Source organism: Gracilibacillus sp. JCM 18966 (assembly GCF_055392695.1).
Genome location: NZ_AP043883.1, coordinates 1,909,226 through 1,926,493, shown reverse-complemented (window position 1 = coordinate 1,926,493; position 17,268 = coordinate 1,909,226). Strand labels below are relative to the sequence as shown.

The 17,268-nt window shown below is 37.1% G+C and carries 14 protein-coding genes, 2 pseudogenes and 1 riboswitch; of the genes and pseudogenes, 5 read left to right on the top strand and 11 right to left on the bottom strand.

Annotated features, from left to right (window positions below):
- Positions 1-69: 69 nt before the first annotated feature.
- The 5 genes from ACZ5N5_RS09265 to ACZ5N5_RS09245 all read right to left on the bottom strand — a co-directional run bounded on the left by ACZ5N5_RS09265 (position 70) and on the right by ACZ5N5_RS09245 (position 5,354).
- Positions 70-1,458, bottom strand: a complete 1,389-nt coding sequence (locus ACZ5N5_RS09265) for a glycoside hydrolase family 1 protein (protein WP_464373676.1) — start codon at positions 1,456-1,458, stop codon at positions 70-72.
- 14 nt (positions 1,459-1,472) lie between these two features.
- Complete coding sequence (locus tag ACZ5N5_RS09260; protein ID WP_054788183.1) at positions 1,473-1,778, bottom strand: PTS lactose/cellobiose transporter subunit IIA; 306 nt, start codon at positions 1,776-1,778, stop codon at positions 1,473-1,475.
- 207 nt (positions 1,779-1,985) lie between these two features.
- Complete coding sequence (gene celB / locus ACZ5N5_RS09255; protein ID WP_054788182.1) at positions 1,986-3,266, bottom strand: PTS cellobiose transporter subunit IIC; 1,281 nt, start codon at positions 3,264-3,266, stop codon at positions 1,986-1,988.
- A 30-nt stretch (positions 3,267-3,296) separates the two neighbouring features.
- Positions 3,297-3,602, bottom strand: a complete 306-nt coding sequence (locus ACZ5N5_RS09250) for a PTS sugar transporter subunit IIB (RefSeq protein WP_054861165.1) — start codon at positions 3,600-3,602, stop codon at positions 3,297-3,299.
- A gap of 198 nt (positions 3,603-3,800) precedes the next feature.
- Complete coding sequence (locus ACZ5N5_RS09245; protein WP_464373675.1) at positions 3,801-5,354, bottom strand: BCCT family transporter; 1,554 nt, start codon at positions 5,352-5,354, stop codon at positions 3,801-3,803.
- A gap of 197 nt (positions 5,355-5,551) precedes the next feature.
- Here ACZ5N5_RS09245 and bioB point away from each other — a divergent pair, with 197 nt between their 5' ends.
- Positions 5,552-6,538, top strand: coding sequence for a biotin synthase BioB (gene bioB / locus ACZ5N5_RS09240; protein WP_464373674.1), 987 nt, complete (start codon positions 5,552-5,554; stop codon positions 6,536-6,538).
- 61 nt (positions 6,539-6,599) lie between these two features.
- Here bioB and ACZ5N5_RS09235 read toward each other — a convergent pair.
- A pseudogene (locus ACZ5N5_RS09235) lies at positions 6,600-7,519 on the bottom strand (SDR family oxidoreductase).
- 110 nt (positions 7,520-7,629) lie between these two features.
- Between ACZ5N5_RS09235 and ACZ5N5_RS09230 the strand changes: the two are divergent.
- Positions 7,630-7,800: a hypothetical protein gene (locus ACZ5N5_RS09230; protein ID WP_181397689.1), complete on the top strand. Its 171-nt coding sequence runs from the start codon at positions 7,630-7,632 to the stop codon at positions 7,798-7,800.
- Positions 7,801-7,994: 194 nt separating this feature from the next.
- Here ACZ5N5_RS09230 and ACZ5N5_RS09225 read toward each other — a convergent pair whose 3' ends face one another.
- Together ACZ5N5_RS09225 and tenA are read right to left on the bottom strand one after the other, a co-directional pair.
- On the bottom strand, positions 7,995-9,245 hold the full coding sequence (locus ACZ5N5_RS09225; protein WP_464373673.1) for an acetylornithine deacetylase: 1,251 nt from the start codon (positions 9,243-9,245) through the stop codon (positions 7,995-7,997).
- A 12-nt stretch (positions 9,246-9,257) separates the two neighbouring features.
- Positions 9,258-9,941 (bottom strand): thiaminase II, encoded by a 684-nt coding sequence (tenA, locus tag ACZ5N5_RS09220; RefSeq protein ID WP_054788181.1) that lies wholly within the window; start codon positions 9,939-9,941, stop codon positions 9,258-9,260.
- Between the two features lie 117 nt (positions 9,942-10,058).
- Positions 10,059-10,156, bottom strand: a riboswitch (TPP riboswitch).
- A 657-nt stretch (positions 10,157-10,813) separates the two neighbouring features.
- On the opposite strand from tenA, the gene brnQ reads away from it, so the two are divergent.
- Positions 10,814-12,133, top strand: a complete 1,320-nt coding sequence (gene brnQ, locus ACZ5N5_RS09215; RefSeq protein ID WP_464373765.1) for a branched-chain amino acid transport system II carrier protein — start codon at positions 10,814-10,816, stop codon at positions 12,131-12,133.
- Between the two features lie 53 nt (positions 12,134-12,186).
- Here brnQ and ACZ5N5_RS09210 read toward each other — a convergent pair whose 3' ends face one another.
- Complete coding sequence (locus tag ACZ5N5_RS09210) at positions 12,187-13,569, bottom strand: 6-phospho-beta-glucosidase (protein ID WP_464373672.1); 1,383 nt, start codon at positions 13,567-13,569, stop codon at positions 12,187-12,189.
- Positions 13,570-13,754: 185 nt separating this feature from the next.
- Here ACZ5N5_RS09210 and ACZ5N5_RS09205 point away from each other — a divergent pair, with 185 nt between their 5' ends.
- Positions 13,755-14,636, top strand: coding sequence for a MurR/RpiR family transcriptional regulator (locus ACZ5N5_RS09205; RefSeq protein WP_464368405.1), 882 nt, complete (start codon positions 13,755-13,757; stop codon positions 14,634-14,636).
- Between the two features lie 31 nt (positions 14,637-14,667).
- Here the strand turns inward: ACZ5N5_RS09205 and ACZ5N5_RS09200 are convergent, their stop codons facing one another.
- Positions 14,668-15,078, bottom strand: a complete 411-nt coding sequence (locus ACZ5N5_RS09200) for an Lrp/AsnC family transcriptional regulator (protein WP_464368483.1) — start codon at positions 15,076-15,078, stop codon at positions 14,668-14,670.
- A 227-nt stretch (positions 15,079-15,305) separates the two neighbouring features.
- On the opposite strand from ACZ5N5_RS09200, the pseudogene ACZ5N5_RS09195 reads away from it, so the two are divergent.
- Positions 15,306-15,550 (top strand): annotated as a pseudogene (locus ACZ5N5_RS09195) (MBL fold metallo-hydrolase); the annotation flags it as partial.
- 241 nt (positions 15,551-15,791) lie between these two features.
- On the opposite strand, the gene ACZ5N5_RS09190 reads toward ACZ5N5_RS09195, so the two are convergent.
- The gene (locus ACZ5N5_RS09190; protein ID WP_054788179.1) at positions 15,792-17,255 is read right to left on the bottom strand and encodes a sulfatase family protein; all 1,464 of its coding nucleotides are present in this window, start codon (positions 17,253-17,255) and stop codon (positions 15,792-15,794) included.
- Positions 17,256-17,268: the final 13 nt, after the last annotated feature.

The following is a 17,268-nucleotide window of genomic DNA, read 5'->3' as shown; positions in this document are numbered from 1 at the left end:
CTTCATCATCATCAATAAGTGTACGCAAAGGAACTGGTAAAAACCAGCCCCTTCACATAGCATAACTTATTAAAAACCATTTTGATTGGATACTTGCTTAAACCAATGAGCACTTTTCTTCAATGTACGCTCTTTCGTTTTTACATCTACGGATACGAAACCATAGCGGTTTTTATAGGCATTGGACCATGACCAGTTATCCATGAATGTCCACATATGATAGCCTTTCGCATTACAGCCTTCTTCTATTGCCTTATGCAACCATTTCAAATGTTCGCTAATAAACTCAATTCGGTAATCATCTTGAATTTCTCCATCTTGTAGGAAACGATGCTCATCTTGCACACCCATTCCATTTTCCGAAACAAAGGATTCTATATTACCATAGTTTTCTTTTAAATTCATCATAATATCATAAATACCTTTTTCGTAAATCTCCCAGCCACGGTATACATTCATCTTACGTCCCGGCATTTCGTAATGATCGAAGAACCATTCTGGCATGAAAGGACTATATGGATTTGGCAAATGCTCTTTCGCTTTTACACGTCGTGGTTGGTAATAGTTTACACCTAATAAATCAACTGTATTCTGCTTTAGTAGCTCTTTGTCACCTTTTTCGGTAACAGGTAATTGCCCATGCTCTTCCAAAATATTAATTAGCTCTTGTGGGTACTCACCTAAAACAGCAGGATCAAGAAAACTACGATTAAAGAATAGATCCGCAATACGAGAAGCTCTTAGATCTGCAGGGTTATTGCTTCTAGGATAAGATGGCGTTAAGTTTAAGACAATACCTATTTTTCCTTCTTTTATCTCAAATTCTCGGAATGCCTCCACTGCCTTTGCACTTGCAATGGCAGTATGATAGGCAACCTGTGTTGCTCTTTTAGCATCAACTACATTCGGATAATGGAAATCGTATAAATATCCACCTTCTACTGGCACAATCGGCTCATTAAAGGTAAACCATTTTTTTACGCGATCTCCAAATAAACGAAATGCTTCCTTCGCATAGTCAACAAAAGCATCAACTACCGCTCTACTTTCCCAGCCACCTTCTTCTTGTAGCTCTAGTGGCATATCAAAGTGAAATAAGTTGACAAATGGTTCAATATCCTTGGCAAGTAACTCATCGATCACCTTATTGTAAAAAGCGACTGCTTCAGGGTTTACTTCTCCTCGACCGCCAGGAATAAGACGAGACCATGAAATGGACATTCTGTACGTATTATGACCAATCTCTTTCATTAACTGAATATCCTCTTGATAACGATGGTAAAAGTCGGATGTTTCTTTTGGTCCAACATCTTCAAAAAAACGATTTGGTTCTACTTCATACCAGTAGTCCCATATATTTTTTCCTTTAGCTCCTTCTTCAGCTGCTCCTTCAATTTGTGTAGCAGAAGTTGCACTTCCCCACCAAAAGCCTTCTGGAAATTTGTAATTGATTGTCATCCTTTTACCCCCTCTTATTTGTTACGGTATATCTCAATGATTTCTACAGCAAGATCTCTAACGGTCATTGCTGTCATAAGATGATCTTGTGAATGAACAAGTATAACATTCACACTAGATCCTTCTCCATTAGCCTCTTCTTGCAATAGCTTTGTTTGAAAGCCATGGGCTTTTCCTAACTCTTCTGTTGCTTCTTTAATTAGACGATCTGCTTCATCAAAATTATTTTCTTTTGCATACTGGATTGCTTCCATTGCACTTGATCTACCATTTCCTGCATACAAAATAATTTGAAATGCGATTTCCGTAACTGAGTCCATGCTCTTCACCTCTACTAACAATTTGATAAGAATAAAATGTTTCCCCAGGGAAAGGCCTGGGGGTTTTCATTTATACTGCGCTGACTGTCCGTTTGACGTCCACTTCCAATTTCCAATAAATCTAGCTATTTGGCGACAAACGAATGGTAAATCTCTTTCCAAAGTATACTTATCACAGAAGGTTACCCCCCTTGATAGAGTCACAATTTATTCACCTTTTGCTTCATTTTCGTAATAATTTTTGTCTAATACTTTCAAGAATGGCCACCAAATAATACCAACTACAATAATGTTGAACATTTGAAGCACTGCTCCTTGCCATGCATTACCGGTAGCTAAGAATCCACTCAAGATTGGTGGTGTTGTCCACGGTACGATAATACCAGCTGGTGGTGGAACTAGCCCAATGGACATTGCATAATAGGTAATGATCGTTACGACTACTGGCGCTATTAACCACGGTATTATGATAATTGGATTCATAATAATCGGTAATCCAAAGATAATAGGCTCATTCACGTTAAAGATACCTGCTGGTCCACCTAATTTACCTAATTCTTTTAGCTGTCTACTTTTCCCAATCATAAAGATTAAGATAACAACAGCTAAGGTCATACCTGATCCACCCATTCCAACAAGGAAGGTATCAATAAATTGCTTTGTTACAATATTCGGAAGCTCTGTTCCAGCTTGAAATGCTTGTAAGTTTTCATCATTTAACGCATACCAAATTGGATCAAATACGGAATTAATAATAATTTGTCCATGTAATCCAAAGAACCAGAAGATTTGGATGAGTAGAACTGCAATAAGTGTTGCAGGAAGTCCACTTCCTAACACCGTTAGTGGCTGTTGGATTACGGTATAAATAAAGTTTTGTACGGTATCAAATGGTGTATAGCTGAAAATAATACGAATCACTAAAAATACGGATAACGTTAATGTAATCGGAATTAGTGCACTAAATGATCTGGATACTGCTCCTGGTACACCTGCTGGCATTTTGATTGTTAAATTCTTTTGTACGAAAAAACGATATAATTCTGCTGAAATAAAGGCAGTAAAGATTCCTAAGAACATCCCTTCAGCGCCAATACTTGATGTTGGGATAACACCGGAAACACCTTCTAATACTTGAGGGGTTAAGATAAGAAATGCAGCAAGCGCAACTACCCCTCCATAGATGGCATCGACTCCATAATGCTCGGTTAGTTTATACCCTATACCTATGATAACGAATATCCCCATGATGCTAAGGGTTGCAGCAGATGCTGGTCCAAGAGCATTCTGGTAAGCTGCATAGGCATCCTCACTTAAAAACTTATCTAAAAACGGGAAATTAGCAATAACAACAAAAATGGAACCAAATATGATCAATGGCAATGCAACCATAAAGCCATCACGCAATGCAGATAAATAACGGTTATTATTTAATTTATCCGCAATAGGTAATAGCACTCTCTCTAAAAAATCCATAAATTTATTCACTTGTTTTGCCCCCTTATTTAATAAACTTATTTAACCAATAAGCTCAAGTGCTTTAGCTAAAACTGCTTTTCCATCTACTCTTCCATAAGCGACTGGATCAATGACATCTACTGGTACATTAAAATCCTTCGCTGCTGTTTCAAACTTTTTTTTCATAAAACGCATTTGTGGGCCGATTAAAAGCACATCCGCTTTTTCCATATCAGCAATCGCTTTATCTTGACCTACAGCCCAAATCTTCACTTCAAGATTTTGTGCAGCTGCAGCTTCCTCCATCTTAGAGACTAGTAAGCTTGTAGACATACCTGATGAACATGCTAGTAAAATATTTTTCATTTATAATTCCTCCAATGGTTAATGTTTTATTTTGAATCTATCATTATTGTAAGTGTTACGCTTTCAAAACTGAACCTATTGTTTTTCCTCTATAGGTAGGAAGTCTCTAAAACGATTACAGTATCTTTTCAGATAAAAAGGCTGACAGATGGGATGTCTCTGTCAGCCATAATGGTAATAATAGTTACATAATCCTACTTATCCTCTTATATTATAAATCCACGCTTTATCTTGATCCATCATTTTCTTTGCGGCATAAATGGTGAGAAACTGAATCACAATGATAGGTAAGCCCATTAATCCTGAAATGACCTCAAGTGGAGCTAATCCTCCAATCTGCATCAGAATGAGGGCAAGTGTTGTAATAATAGCAGCAACTATTATTCTTAAATTCCTTGATGGTTCATACTTGCTCATATTTTGTCTACTAGTATATGCCGCAATAGTATAAGTAGTGGAATCTAAAGTTGTGGTTAAGAAAATCATCGAAACCACAATGAATAGAATCATGATTACCTCTGACCACGGTAATGTCATTAGTATATTTGGTATAGCGTTAACAGGTTGGTTACTTTCCACTAATTGAAGAATATTTACCTCCCCTGTTAGAAAACGGTGTACCCCTAATCCACCTAGGACTCCTGTTGCCACCCAGGATATCATCGTCGGGGCTAACAAATAAGTTAGAATCATTTCCTTTACCGTTCGCCCTTTCGAAATTTTAGCAGCAAAGACACTGTGAAGCATTGCCCATGTTGCACTATAGGCAAACCAAAAAATCATATGACTCTGTATATGAGTAGTGGAGTTTAAATCGGTTGAATTCGTATAAAAGGAAAGGGAAAAGTAATGGTTCACTAAATGACCAACCGTGTCTGTAAAAAAGTCTAAAATAAAAATCCCTGGTCCTGCTGTCAAAATAAAAATGGCTAACCCACCTGCTAAATAAATATTGAAGGTACTCAAACGCTTAATGCCTTTTTCAATTCCTAAATAGGCACTAACGGAAAATAAAACCACCCATATAATGGTTACAATCATCGTCATCCCAAAGGTAACTTCAATATTTAATAAATTGGATAGGTTGGATGTAATAATTGGTGTTCCAAGCCCTAATGTAACGGCAGCTCCTGAAAGAATACTTAATAGGAATAGAACATCGATCACCTTTCCACCAATCCCGTCGGTGAATCTATCTCCCAAAATACAACGACAAGCCTCAGAAATACGCATTAAAGGTCTTTTTTTTACATGGAGGATATACGCCATTGCTGGAGCGGCCATCACGAAGATCGCAAAAACTTGAAAACTCCAAATAAACATACTATATGTATTTCCCCACAATACCGCCTCGGAAGATTCTGGCTGCACCCCAAAGGGTGGATCAATGGCTACTTGTGTCCACTGCACCATCCCTGTACGCATAATTGTAGAACCGATGCCCATTGCAATTAATATCGAGGCATATTCAAACATGGTAAATGAAGGCTTTTCTTTCGGGTCTCCTAATACTACTTTTCCATATTTCGAAAACGATAAATAAAGTCCTGCAGCCAATAAAATCAAGGCATACCATATATAGCCCCAGCTGAAAACTTCTACAATCTTATCAAAAATACTATTTAGTAAAGCAAGTGATTCAGACTCATATAAAGAAAAAGGGATGCAAATGATTAGAATGATTAGTAAGGCTGGGAGAAAGATCCCATAATCGATTAGTTTTCTATTTTTTTGTAAAGTTTTGTTTTCCATAACCTTCTTCCTCCTATGGTAATGATGAAAATTACGAGATATTAAACTCTATACCACGTTTGTATTGGTTTAAACCACGTCAATATGTTAACTTATAAATTTTATAGGTTGACAATAGAAAATTTATTGCTTAAGCTGTTAAGGAAAAGTAAAGGGAAAAATAGGAGTTTACGAATAAAGATAACGGGGGAGAGAAGATGACAAACTGGCAATCAATAGCGGAAAAAGTTCTTCATGGAGCAGATATTACCGATTTAGAGGCATTCCATATTTTAGAATGCCCAAATAAGGAGTTGCTCTCTTTATTACATAGCGCTTACCACATTCGCGAGCATTACTTCGGCAATAGGGTTAAGCTCAATATGATCATCAACACGAAATCTGGATTATGTCCAGAAAATTGTGGCTATTGTTCTCAATCAAGAGATTCAACAGCACCGATAAAAAAATACAGAATGATGGATAAAGAAACAATCGTGCAAGGGGCGAAAAATGCTCATGAGCTTCAATCTGGAACCTACTGTATCGTAGCAAGTGGTAGAGGCCCTTCAGAAAGAGAGCTGAATATCGTAACTGCTGCTGTTAAAGAAATCAAACAACAATATGATATTCGTATTTGTGCTTGCCTTGGATTGTTAAAGCCAGAACAAGCTCGAAAGCTAAAGGATGCTGGGGTTGACCGATACAATCACAATATTAATACGTCTGAAAACCATCATTCTAGCATCACGACAAGTCACAGCTACCATGACCGTGTAGCAACAGTAACTAAAGTGAAAAATGTCGGGATCTCGCCATGCTCTGGTGTCATTGTCGGGATGAGAGAAACAAAACAAGATGTTATCGATATGGCAAGAGCATTAAAGGCACTTGATGCTGATTCTATACCTATTAATTTTTTACATGCAATAGATGGAACATTATTAGAGGGGACGAACGAATTGAATCCGACTTATTGTTTAAAGGTTCTCTGCCTATTTCGGTTCATAAATCCTAGTAAAGAAATTCGTATATCAGGAGGGAGAGAAATAAATTTGAGAAGTCTTCAACCACTTGGACTTTATCCTGCTAATTCCATTTTTATCGGTGATTATTTAACAACAAAAGGACAAGAAGGTTTAAGCGACCATCAAATGATTGAAGACTTAGGTTTCCAAATTGATTATGTGCCAATGGATGATTAGCCCTTATTTAATAAGGGAAGAAAAGCTAAAACTTTTTCTAGCAAGGGCTTTGGCCATTTGATCAGACAAAGATTTGACCACCATTTACATGAAGTGTTTGTCCTGTGACAAACCTAGAATCATCAGAAGCAAGATACACATAGGTTGGAGCAATTTCAAAGGGCTGTCCTTGGCGATCCATTGGGTTACCTGCAAGCGGCACTTGATCAGGAGAAAAGCTAGCAGGAATCAAAGGAGTCCAAAACCTCCCAGGTGCAACAGCATTCACTCTAATTCCCTTCTTGATTAAATTCTTCGCCAATGCACGTGTGAATCCTACATTTGCTCCCTTTGTTGCTGTATAATCCATCAGTTGCTCATTTCCATCAAATGCCACTACTGAGGCGGTATTAATGATCGAACTACCAGCATGTAAATATGGTAATGCAGCACGGGTTGTATAAAAATGAGAGTAAACATTCACTTTAAAGGTCTCGTCGAATTGTTCGTCAGAGATATCTTCTAAATTTAATTGTTGAAACTGGATCCCTACATGATTACATAGAATATCCAGCTGACCAAATACTTCTACCGTTTTTTCTACAATGGTCATACATTGTTGCTTTTCTCTTAAATCTCCCGGTAAGAGGAGACAACTTCTACCTAGTTCTTCAATTCTTCTTTTTGTTCTACCAGCATCCTCGTGTTCATCTAAATAGGAAATTGCAACATTTGCTCCTTCCTTTGCGAAAGCAATAGCGATTGCTGCTCCAATTCCACTATCTCCACCTGTTATAAGTGCGCTACTTTCCCTTGTAACTTCTCACTTCCTTTATAATGTGGATTTTCGACAACTGGTTCTGGCACCATTAATTTTTCTACCCCAGGCTGGCGGTATTGCCTTTGTTCAGGCACTGTCAACGCTATTTCCTCATACTTGGTTATTTTCCCGTAATTAGGAGGTATAGGATAATGTTGTGGATCTGATCTCTCTTCATTCATGCGAAAGCACCTTCCTATCAACATGTTATATAGATACTTTATGAATTTAGAATGGATATGTGCCCATTTTTTACTATACGAGCATAATGTAGAAGAAGGAGGTGCAAAACATGCAATACTATTATAACCCTGAGGTGAAATATTTACTGTTAACAGAGGCATATCATAAAGAAAAAATCTTATATGCTCACAACTCAAAACCATTCGAAGCTCCCATGATTGGGCCGAGACCCCCATTTTATTGTAATCCGATCTATCAGTCTTATTATCCGATTATATAAAGTGCAGCTATGATTTCTAAGGATGGAGTTGCTAAGGTGCATTTTTTTATCTTGGCCATATTGTCTCGACATTGCGAGATCGCCAAGATATATCTTTTTATCTTGCCATCTGCTTCGACATTGTAAGATTACCAAGATATATCTATTTATATCTTGGCAACCCGGTTCAATTATAACACGATGATATCCAGATTTTATCCTTCTTTTCTCTTGTTACACCAGTCTGTAATGAAGATCATTAATGTTTTGGCAAAGCGTAATAACTCGTCCCATTCTATTTTTTCATCAACAGAATGGGCTTCCTTTAATTTCCCTGGTCCATAAATGGCGGTGGGGATACCACCTTCATGAAACCACCCTGCATCTGTAACGGTTTCCGACATACCTATCATCGCCTTTGATTGTTCCACTTTTTGATGGGATTGTTGGAGCATTTGGATTGCAGGATGATCCTTACTAATTTCGGCAGAAGGAAAAACTTCTCCTCTTTCTTCTAGCATAGATTTCCCTCCCCAACGAAAGAGGAGCGGGTTTTCTTGGAACCACGGATCGTCTTTTATTGAATTTCTCAGGTGATTTTCAATTTCCGCCACCACCGATTGATAGCTCTCATTCGGATAAAAATGTACAGTCACCCATAGACTACATTGATCTGCTACAAATGCCGCATGTCTGCCCCCTTCTATGACCGCAGGATTAATTGTAGTTGTTCCTTTTCTAAAGCCTGGATATTGTTTGGTTTCTGCCCACTCTTGCTCCAAATCTTGTAAGCTCGCAATAATTTTCATCATTTTTTCTATTGCACTTGCACCCTCGGATGTTTGTAAGATAGCTGCACGCATTCCGTCATGAAAAACTTCCTTGCTTTTTACAGTAATCCATCCAGTGATTACACCTCCTTGACCATGGATTTTTCGATCACTTCCATCGACAACTAGTGCAAAATCGGCAGTATAACCTTTTTCCAGACAGGATAATGTCCCTGCTTCTCCTACCTCTTCACCGATCACCGTTTGAATCTGTAAGTCTCCTTTTAATGAGATACCTTGCTCATTTAATAGTTTCATTGCGAACAAAGTAGCAGCAATTGCTCCCTTCATGTCGGAAACACCACGACCATAGACGAAGCCAGCCTTCTCTGTCAATTCAAATATCGGCACTGTCCAATCTGCTTTATCCCCAACATCAGCAACATCCACATGACCATTTATAATCAAGCTATTGTATGAACTACTTTCCTCACCTTTTTTCACTGCAACCATATTAGGATCCTGTGGAAAGACATCCCACCTCGTTGTATCAAATCCTTCCTTTTCTAGAAAATTGGCGATATAGGACTGAATTCCTTCTGTATTTCTAGCTGGTGGGCTAACAGTAGGAAAGCTAATCAATTTTGCTAATATTTCTTTTAACTCCTGCGCGTGTTCATCGACTAAATCAATCATAAGCTATTCCTCCTAATTTAGGCTTACTGGCCAATCTTCTCGTTTTTCTACCATATCCCAGAACATATATTCAAACTGACTTGTTCGAATGACAATCTCTTCTAGTCTAGTTAAATCCTCTTCTGATTTTCCTTTTGCCATTTTGTTCATTAAATGTTTGCAATTCTCTGCAAGCTCTGTAAATTCGGGAGATTGATACATCTTCACCCAGCTACTATAAAAATTTTCATCTAATGCTCCTGGCCATGTTGCTAGTGATTTACCGATAAAATTATAACTCCATTCACACGCAAGTACCGATGCGACGACATTCTCTATCCCTCCACGCTGAGATACATTTAGCATATAGCTAGTGTAGGCAGTAGTAATAGCGGAAGGTTCTGTGGACTCGAGATCCTCTCTGGTTATACCAAAATCAGCCGCATATTTTCTGTGTAAATCCATTTCAAGATCAAGCACACCGTGTAGTAGCTTGGCAAATATAGTCATCGTTTCTAAGTCTTCTGCCTTCGCACTCCCTAATGCGAATAGTCTCGAATAATCCATTAAATAGACATAATCCTGCTTTAACCAATGCTTAAACTTATCCTGCTCTAAAGTACCGTTTCCAAGGCCTTTCACAAAAGGATGCTCTAAGTAAGAGCTCCAAATTGGTTCCACCTTTTTCCAAAGATGATCCGTAAATAATTGATTCAATTTATTTCCTCCTCTTTATTTCCGACTAGGCGGTAACATCCCGTGACAAACCAAAAAACCCATCACCAATGTAAGGAGATGGGTTGAACATACATAGCCAATGATTCGTCTATGCACAAACTGCCAATTCCACTTCCCTACGCTAGTGTTAACTAGATCAGGTTCAAAGGGTCGATCAAATCTCTCAGCACCTACATGCTCCCCTAGTCGAATCTACTTATTTTTTTATTCCCTACCAGTATAAGACATCGATTATAGAATGACAAATTAATTGGAAATAAGGAGGTCACTTAGTCGTGTAGCACATCCTCGCTCTTTATCTTATCATGAATCACGAGCCTACCCTGTTCAGGACCTAACAGACTACACATGTCGATAATGTGATCTTGTCCTTCTCACTAACCTGGACATCTGCTTGCATTGTTGATTTATTCTTTACTAATCACAAGTAATCTCTGTATTCCTTATCATTCGCCAACTCTGTTTGTAGATAATAAAAATCTGTTGTTCATTATAAATGCTGAGTGTAAAGTCTTCGTAAATAACTAGTAAAGAATTATTTATTTTTACAAACTATGTAATAATTTTACTTTTTATTAATGACAATTTGTAAATTTACTAAATATAATCCGAAAGACCAGCAATTAATGCAACCAATTTAAATAGGAAAGAAGGAGATTTTGGGGTATATTACAATAAATCCAAATTTATCTATCTAAGTATTGTAAGTGGAACAAATGACTAATTTTCAAATTATCAATAAATATCATTGCTTTTCGAATAATTACATGCTATTATTTAAATATTTTGAAAATAAAAATAAAAGCTTAACATTTCATATAAATGAAACATTAATTGTTGCGGAGGTTATTATGTCATCACGAAACACAACAAGTATTATCACGATAGGATTTATGCTTTTCGCATTATTTTTTGGTGCGGGTAATTTAATTTTCCCACCATTATTAGGACAAGCTGCTGGAGAAAACCTATTTCTAGCAAACCTAGGCTTTCTATTTACAGGTGTCGGATTGCCGGTGCTCACCGTCCTAGCACTTGCTATTTCAGGAAAAGAGAGCTTACAGTCATTAGCAAGTCGGGTACACCCAATATATGGTCTTATTTTCACTGTCACTTTATATTTAACTATTGGTCCCTTTTTTGCTCTACCGAGAACCAATACCGTTGCATATGAAATGGGCATTGCGCCTTTTTTCGGTAACCAGACAAGTAATGTTGCCTTACTTATTTTTACGATCGTATTCTTTGGCTTCACACTATATTTTTCCTTACAATCGAAGAAACTAATCGATATAATCGGAAAAGTGTTAACTCCACTCCTATTAGTGGTAATTGCCTTATTAATTATAGTTTCCTTTCTAAATCCAATTGGAGAAATCCAACCACCGACAGATGCTTATATCTCGAACAGTTTTTTCACAGGCTTTCAAGAAGGCTATTTAACGATGGATTTGTTGGCTGCCTTTGTTTTTGGAATTATTATTATTAATGCGATGAAGGACATCGGTTATAGCACGAAAAAGCAGCTAATCATCTCGACATCGAAAGCTGCACTAATTGCAGCACTTCTTCTAGGTATTGTCTACTCTTCACTTGCATACCTTGGCGCAATTAGTGTCGAAGAAATCGGCTATATGGAGAATGGTGGTTCAATATTAGCTGCTGCCTCTGCTTTTTACTTTGGTTCGTATGGAAAAATCATTCTCGGAGTAATTGTCGTTGCAGCCTGTTTAACAACAAGTATTGGTCTAGTAACGTCTTGTGCATCCTATTTTCATCAAATCATACCTAAAATTTCCTATTCAATCTGGGCGATTATTTTTACAATACTCGGTGCCGTCATTTCTAACTTTGGACTTACGACCATTATTGAGTTCTCTGTTCCAGTTTTATCGATGCTTTATCCAATGGCAATGTGTTTGATGATCTTAACATTTCTCCATCCTCTCTTTAAAGGAAAAAAAGAAATATATCAAGCTAGTATATTATTTACCTTTATTGTTTCATTGTTCGATGGATTAAATGCTGCAGGGCTGAAAATTGTGGCAGTGAATGATTTATTTCAAACAATTCTCCCTCTATATAATCAAGGTCTAGGGTGGATAGCTCCAGCAATTGTTGGGGGCATAATAGGATATGGTTGTAGTGTGATCAAAAAAGACGTTTCTTAATGGACAAGAAGCTTCTCAATAGTTTTTTACTTATGAGAAGCTCCTTTCTTTTATTAATTTAAATTTCTCGCAATTTCGTCTTTAATGATTACTTCTGCAGTCTCTAGTTCCTCTATTTTCTCAGCAAATTGTGGTAAATACTCTTTATGAGCGAGCAATAATTCATCTAACACACGTTTTGCCGTTTCTCCACTAGGTATTAGAGGATTGATGATAAATGCTTGCAATAATACGCCATAATCACCTGTCACTGCTGCCTTTTCTACACAAAGTTCCATGCTTTTCATTAGCTGCAACCAGCCTTTTTCTGCCGGTTCAAAGGATCCAAAGGCGATTGGTCGTGCACCTGCAGCACCAATATAAGCAGATACTTCCACTACATCATCTGGGGCAAGATCAGGCACAGCTCCATTATTTTTCGTAGACACGACGATTTGTGTATTTTTATTTGCATAAATAGACGCAATGGTTTCACAAGCAGCATCTGAATAGTATGCCCCTCCACGTTTCGTCAACTGCTCCGGTTTATCATGTAGATTAGGATCTTTATACAATTCGAATAACTCTGCTTCTGTTTGTTTGACTTGTTGAGCCCTTGTTCCTATATTCGGATCATTGTATTCTCCTAGCATGTGATTTAACATCTCATCATAGCGGTAATAGTAACGGTGATAACCACATGGGATTAAATTCATTTGCTTTAATTGTTCTTTAAAGTAAGCAACGTCAAAGATATTTGCTGGAGTTCCGTTTTCTTCCTCATACAGCTTATCAATTATTTGAGAAGTTACATCATTTCCTTCTAAATCTTGGACTCGATGCCAATGAAAATGATTAATCCCAGCGAATGAATACACTAGTTCGTCTGTAGTTTTGCCAATTAATTTTGGTTCCTCCATCATCGCCATAACAGGTACATTGCATAAACCTATTACCTTTTCCCATTTTCCATAACGAATAATAGCATCTGTTACCATACCACTTGGATTAGCAAAATTAACTAACCAAGCATCTGGACATAATTCCTTCATATCTTCGACAATGCTTAGAATAACAGGAATAGTTCTTAATGCTTTAAAGATTCCACCTGCACCATTCGTTTCTTGACCTATCATCCCATAAGATAGAGGAATCCTCTCATCCTTAACACGAGCATTCAGTTGTCCTACTCTGAATTGAGTGGTGACAAAATCTGCATCCTTCAACGCCTCACGTCGATCTATGGTTAAACGAACCTTCACATCATAAGGAGATGCGTCCCACATCCTTTGTGCCATCTCGCCTACTATTTCAAGCTTTTCTTTCCCTGCTTCTATATCAACAAGCCATATCTCTCTTATTGGCAGTTCATCATACCTTCTAATAAAACCTTCCATTAATTCTGGAGTATAACTGCTGCCCCCACCAATGGTTACAATTTTTACACCTTTTGTCATTTTCATTCCTCCCTCTTAACTCTATTATAGAAAAAGAAGAAAGCGATACAATAAGTTATCGTGATAATCAACTGATATTCTCAAATTCATGATAATAATCTTACTTTTTTGTAAATGCTATTTACAAAGAGTGTCTTTATAGAAGTGATATCCATTTATATGCTATAGTTTAGAGGGTGATAGAAATGTTATTAACAGAAAAAATGAAGGAGGAAGCTTTCTCCCCTTCCGAAGAAATCATCATTGATTATATGTTTAAGGAAAGAGAAAATATTAAAAATAAAACCGTAAAACAAATCTCTAAGGAAACCTATACTCATCCCTCCACATTCATTCGGATAGGAAAAAAGCTTGGTTTTAATGGTTGGATCGATTTAAGAGAGGCTTTCCTTGAAGAAATTGACTATCTCAACAGTCACTTTCATAACATTGATGCCAACTATCCTTTTAATGAAGATGATCATCTGATGACCATAGCAAATAAAATGGCACATTTGAATCAAATGACCATTAACGATACTTTATCTCTTATTAATAATGAAGAACTACATAAAGCAACAAAGCTATTAAAAAATGCGACCAGTATAAAGATATTTGCGATCCAAAATAATTTAATCCTCTGTCATGATTTCAAAGCAAAAATGAACCGAATTGGTAGAAAAGTAGATCTTGCCATGGTTGATCCAGACTATGAAGCTGCGAGTTGCACTTTTGAAACCTGTGCTATTGTCATCTCTTACACTGGAGAGACGGAGGGTACTACCAGCCTTTTACCGATGCTAAAAAAACGTCATTCATCTATTATTGCCTTAACTAGTATTGGTGATAACACTTTAACTAAATATGCGGACTGTATATTCAGACTTACGACACGCGAACGCTTGTATTCCAAGATAGGTAGCTTTACTTTAAATGATTCGATCTGTTTCCTATTGGATATTTTGTATTCATGCGTATTCTCCGTGGATTATCAAAAAAACCTTCATTATACAATAGGTGTATCAAAATCATTTGATCCAAGAAAAAGCTCCAACAAAGTAATGGAAGAGCTTGATTCCGATAAATAAGATTGTTTGATAATCTAAGTTTTCTACATAGCTATTTATTAATAACGATCGAAAGTTTATAGCCCACGTAATTACTGATATCTGTCAAAAATTCATCTAATTCTTCATTCGATGGAAACCTACATTCGAGAATGTAACAACTCTCTCCACTTACCTTGTAATTATGTAAAACATACTGGTTCTGCTTTTTTATGAAGGATAAATATGGCTGGTGGTTCGTGCTCTTGGTATAGATATGAATGATTGTGTGAACAGGATAGCCCATTTTCACTTGATTAATGTGAATGGTATAGCCTTCAATAATTCCTTTATCCTCTAACTTGGCAACTCTTGCTGCAACTGCAGGTCCAGTCAGATGTACCTTCTCCCCTAATTCTTTCATGGTTAGGCGGCTGTTCTTGGAAAGTTCATCTAAAATATGTCTATCTGTATGATCTAACATAACCTTCATTCCTTTCATTAATAAAGTAAAAAATACTTTATTTTATCTATGTAGCGTTCCTACAGCTCATAGTTTAGAATATACAGTGTTACAAGCAATTTTAAAAGAAAAGAATCATTTTAGAAAACTTACCAATATCTATGAATAAGATTCAGGAAAATATAGATGCAGCTATCGTCACACATCTTCATTTGGATGATGCGGTTCAAGAAGTGATCGACAAATAGAAACCAGAAATTATAGTAAGCAATACTGGGAATAATCCATTCTTGGAAGGTGGATCCCTCGTAATGAGGAAAGTGGATGTTTATAAAGTGCACAGGGCTGCTCTTGAGGCAAAGATTATAGCTGTTCATATGGAAGCTGTCAACCACTGGACCTTATCGAGAGAAGAATTAAGAAGCTTGCTACAGAAAAGGGAATATCATCTTATCTGTTGGTCCCTGATGATGGTGAATCTTACACATTTTAAAATAAAAGACACGCATGCATGACTTGTACAAGAGAAATTTTACCTTTTTATTGCATAAACTTCCCCTGACGTTTTTTAAACAAGGAGCAAGTATTGTTAGACCAAGAGATCTGTGACTTTTCTCTGATATTCTGATAATCTGAGTATATTGACAAGATTATAAACGATTGTCAATATACTCACAAGTAATACATTGAATTCGGTAAGGTTCATTTGGCTTGTCTGATCTGACCTTTTAATTTTAGTTAAGCTCTTTTACATAGAGATTTTCTAATGCCCTTGCCCCTTCTTCTCTTCCTGTATTTCTCAAATGTTTTAAATATCCTTTTAGGCTGTGTATTTGCGCATGATATGGTCCGCCTTCTTTCATTACTGTCCACAGTGGATCTACATCATAATCCATTGACATCATCATTTCATCATGCCATTCATTCAAATAATACACTGCTTCCATACAAGTATCACGATATTGCTCAGCCAAATTATATTGCTCATATGGGTCTTCTTTAAGATGGAATAACATTTCTTTCTTAAATAAATGAAAACCATCATGATAAGTTCGAATATACAACCAATCATCAAACCTTACACTTCGTTGACATACGTGGGCGTTTTGTGAAACCACTAAATAGTCTCTGCCACAACTTTCTCCTTTTAATAAAACAGAAGCATAACTTTGGCCATCCCAAGATGATTTAGGCTGTTGGTTCAATAATTCTGCAACAGTTGGAGCAAAATCTAAATGGTAATGCAAATCATGATCGACATACCCTTTCTGCATCCCTGGCCAACGTACAATCATTGGGATTCGGCATGTCATTTGGTCAGCTGTTCCATGTTCAGCATAAATACCTAATTCCCCTAAATTTTCACCATGATCTGCTGTGACAATAATAATTGTATCTTCCATAATTCCTTGCTTTTCCATTTCTTTGAAAATCATACCGATGTTTTCATCCATGAATCGAAGGCCTGTATCATAACCATCGATCACTTTTCTTAAACTCTCACGATCTGTTATTTCACCAGGGTGACGCGGAAATTGTGGCAGGCTATTGTTATCATACATATTGATTTCTCTTGCAGAGTGTGGTCCAACACTTTTCAAATGTTCTTGTAGTACGTCATCTGTAATCCATTTCGGTAAAGGATCATTCTTAAATGGTTCTCCATAGCTTTCCGGTGCTCGATATGGTGTATGTGGATCCCAGTAATTCACATATAAAAACCAATCATCCTCTTGTCCATTACGGTCTAGCCAATCCAATACTGTCGGCGTCACTTCCTCAGCGGATTCGTCTCCTGTTTTCCCTGTATTATACATTTCATTAAAGCCAGCATAGAATTGCCAGGAGGAGTGTCTTTCAGCAAAAGGGCTAATTAAAGCAGTTTTCATGCCTTCTTGACGAAATATATTTGGAAAACTATCTGTTTTTAATTGATCAAAAAATTCTCGGTTTGGTCCCTCAATTCGCATATCTCCAGCTGTGCCACCATGTCCAACATTCCCTGTATGAATGCCAAATTTTCCAGTCATAAATGCGTTTCTGGAAGGAGCACAAGGAGCATCTGTGGTGTAATAATTAGTAAAACGGACTCCTTCTTCTGCAATTCGATCGATATTTGGTGTTGTATTTCGGTGATATCCATAACACCCTAAATGATCTGGTCTTGTGGAATCTAAATCTAACAATAATACTCGCATGAAGAATCCTCCT

Excerpts from the sequence above, each read along its gene's own strand:
- ACZ5N5_RS09210 (WP_464373672.1), bottom strand. The coding sequence starts at position 13,569 with ATGACAAAAGGTGTAAAAATTGTAACCATTGGTGGGGGCAGCAGTTAT.
- ACZ5N5_RS09200 (WP_464368483.1), bottom strand. The coding sequence starts at position 15,078 with ATGTTAGATCATACAGATAGACATATTTTAGATGAACTTTCCAAGAAC.
- bioB (WP_464373674.1), top strand. The coding sequence starts at position 5,552 with ATGACAAACTGGCAATCAATAGCGGAAAAAGTTCTTCATGGAGCAGAT.
- ACZ5N5_RS09225 (WP_464373673.1), bottom strand. The coding sequence starts at position 9,245 with ATGATTGATTTAGTCGATGAACACGCGCAGGAGTTAAAAGAAATATTA.
- ACZ5N5_RS09250 (WP_054861165.1), bottom strand. The coding sequence starts at position 3,602 with ATGAAAAATATTTTACTAGCATGTTCATCAGGTATGTCTACAAGCTTA.
- ACZ5N5_RS09205 (WP_464368405.1), top strand. The coding sequence starts at position 13,755 with ATGTTATTAACAGAAAAAATGAAGGAGGAAGCTTTCTCCCCTTCCGAA.
- ACZ5N5_RS09265 (WP_464373676.1), bottom strand. The coding sequence starts at position 1,458 with ATGACAATCAATTACAAATTTCCAGAAGGCTTTTGGTGGGGAAGTGCA.
- ACZ5N5_RS09230 (WP_181397689.1), top strand. The coding sequence starts at position 7,630 with ATGCAATACTATTATAACCCTGAGGTGAAATATTTACTGTTAACAGAG.
- ACZ5N5_RS09190 (WP_054788179.1), bottom strand. The coding sequence starts at position 17,255 with ATGCGAGTATTATTGTTAGATTTAGATTCCACAAGACCAGATCATTTA.
- ACZ5N5_RS09260 (WP_054788183.1), bottom strand. The coding sequence starts at position 1,778 with ATGGACTCAGTTACGGAAATCGCATTTCAAATTATTTTGTATGCAGGA.
- ACZ5N5_RS09245 (WP_464373675.1), bottom strand. The coding sequence starts at position 5,354 with ATGGAAAACAAAACTTTACAAAAAAATAGAAAACTAATCGATTATGGG.
- brnQ (WP_464373765.1), top strand. The coding sequence starts at position 10,814 with ATGTCATCACGAAACACAACAAGTATTATCACGATAGGATTTATGCTT.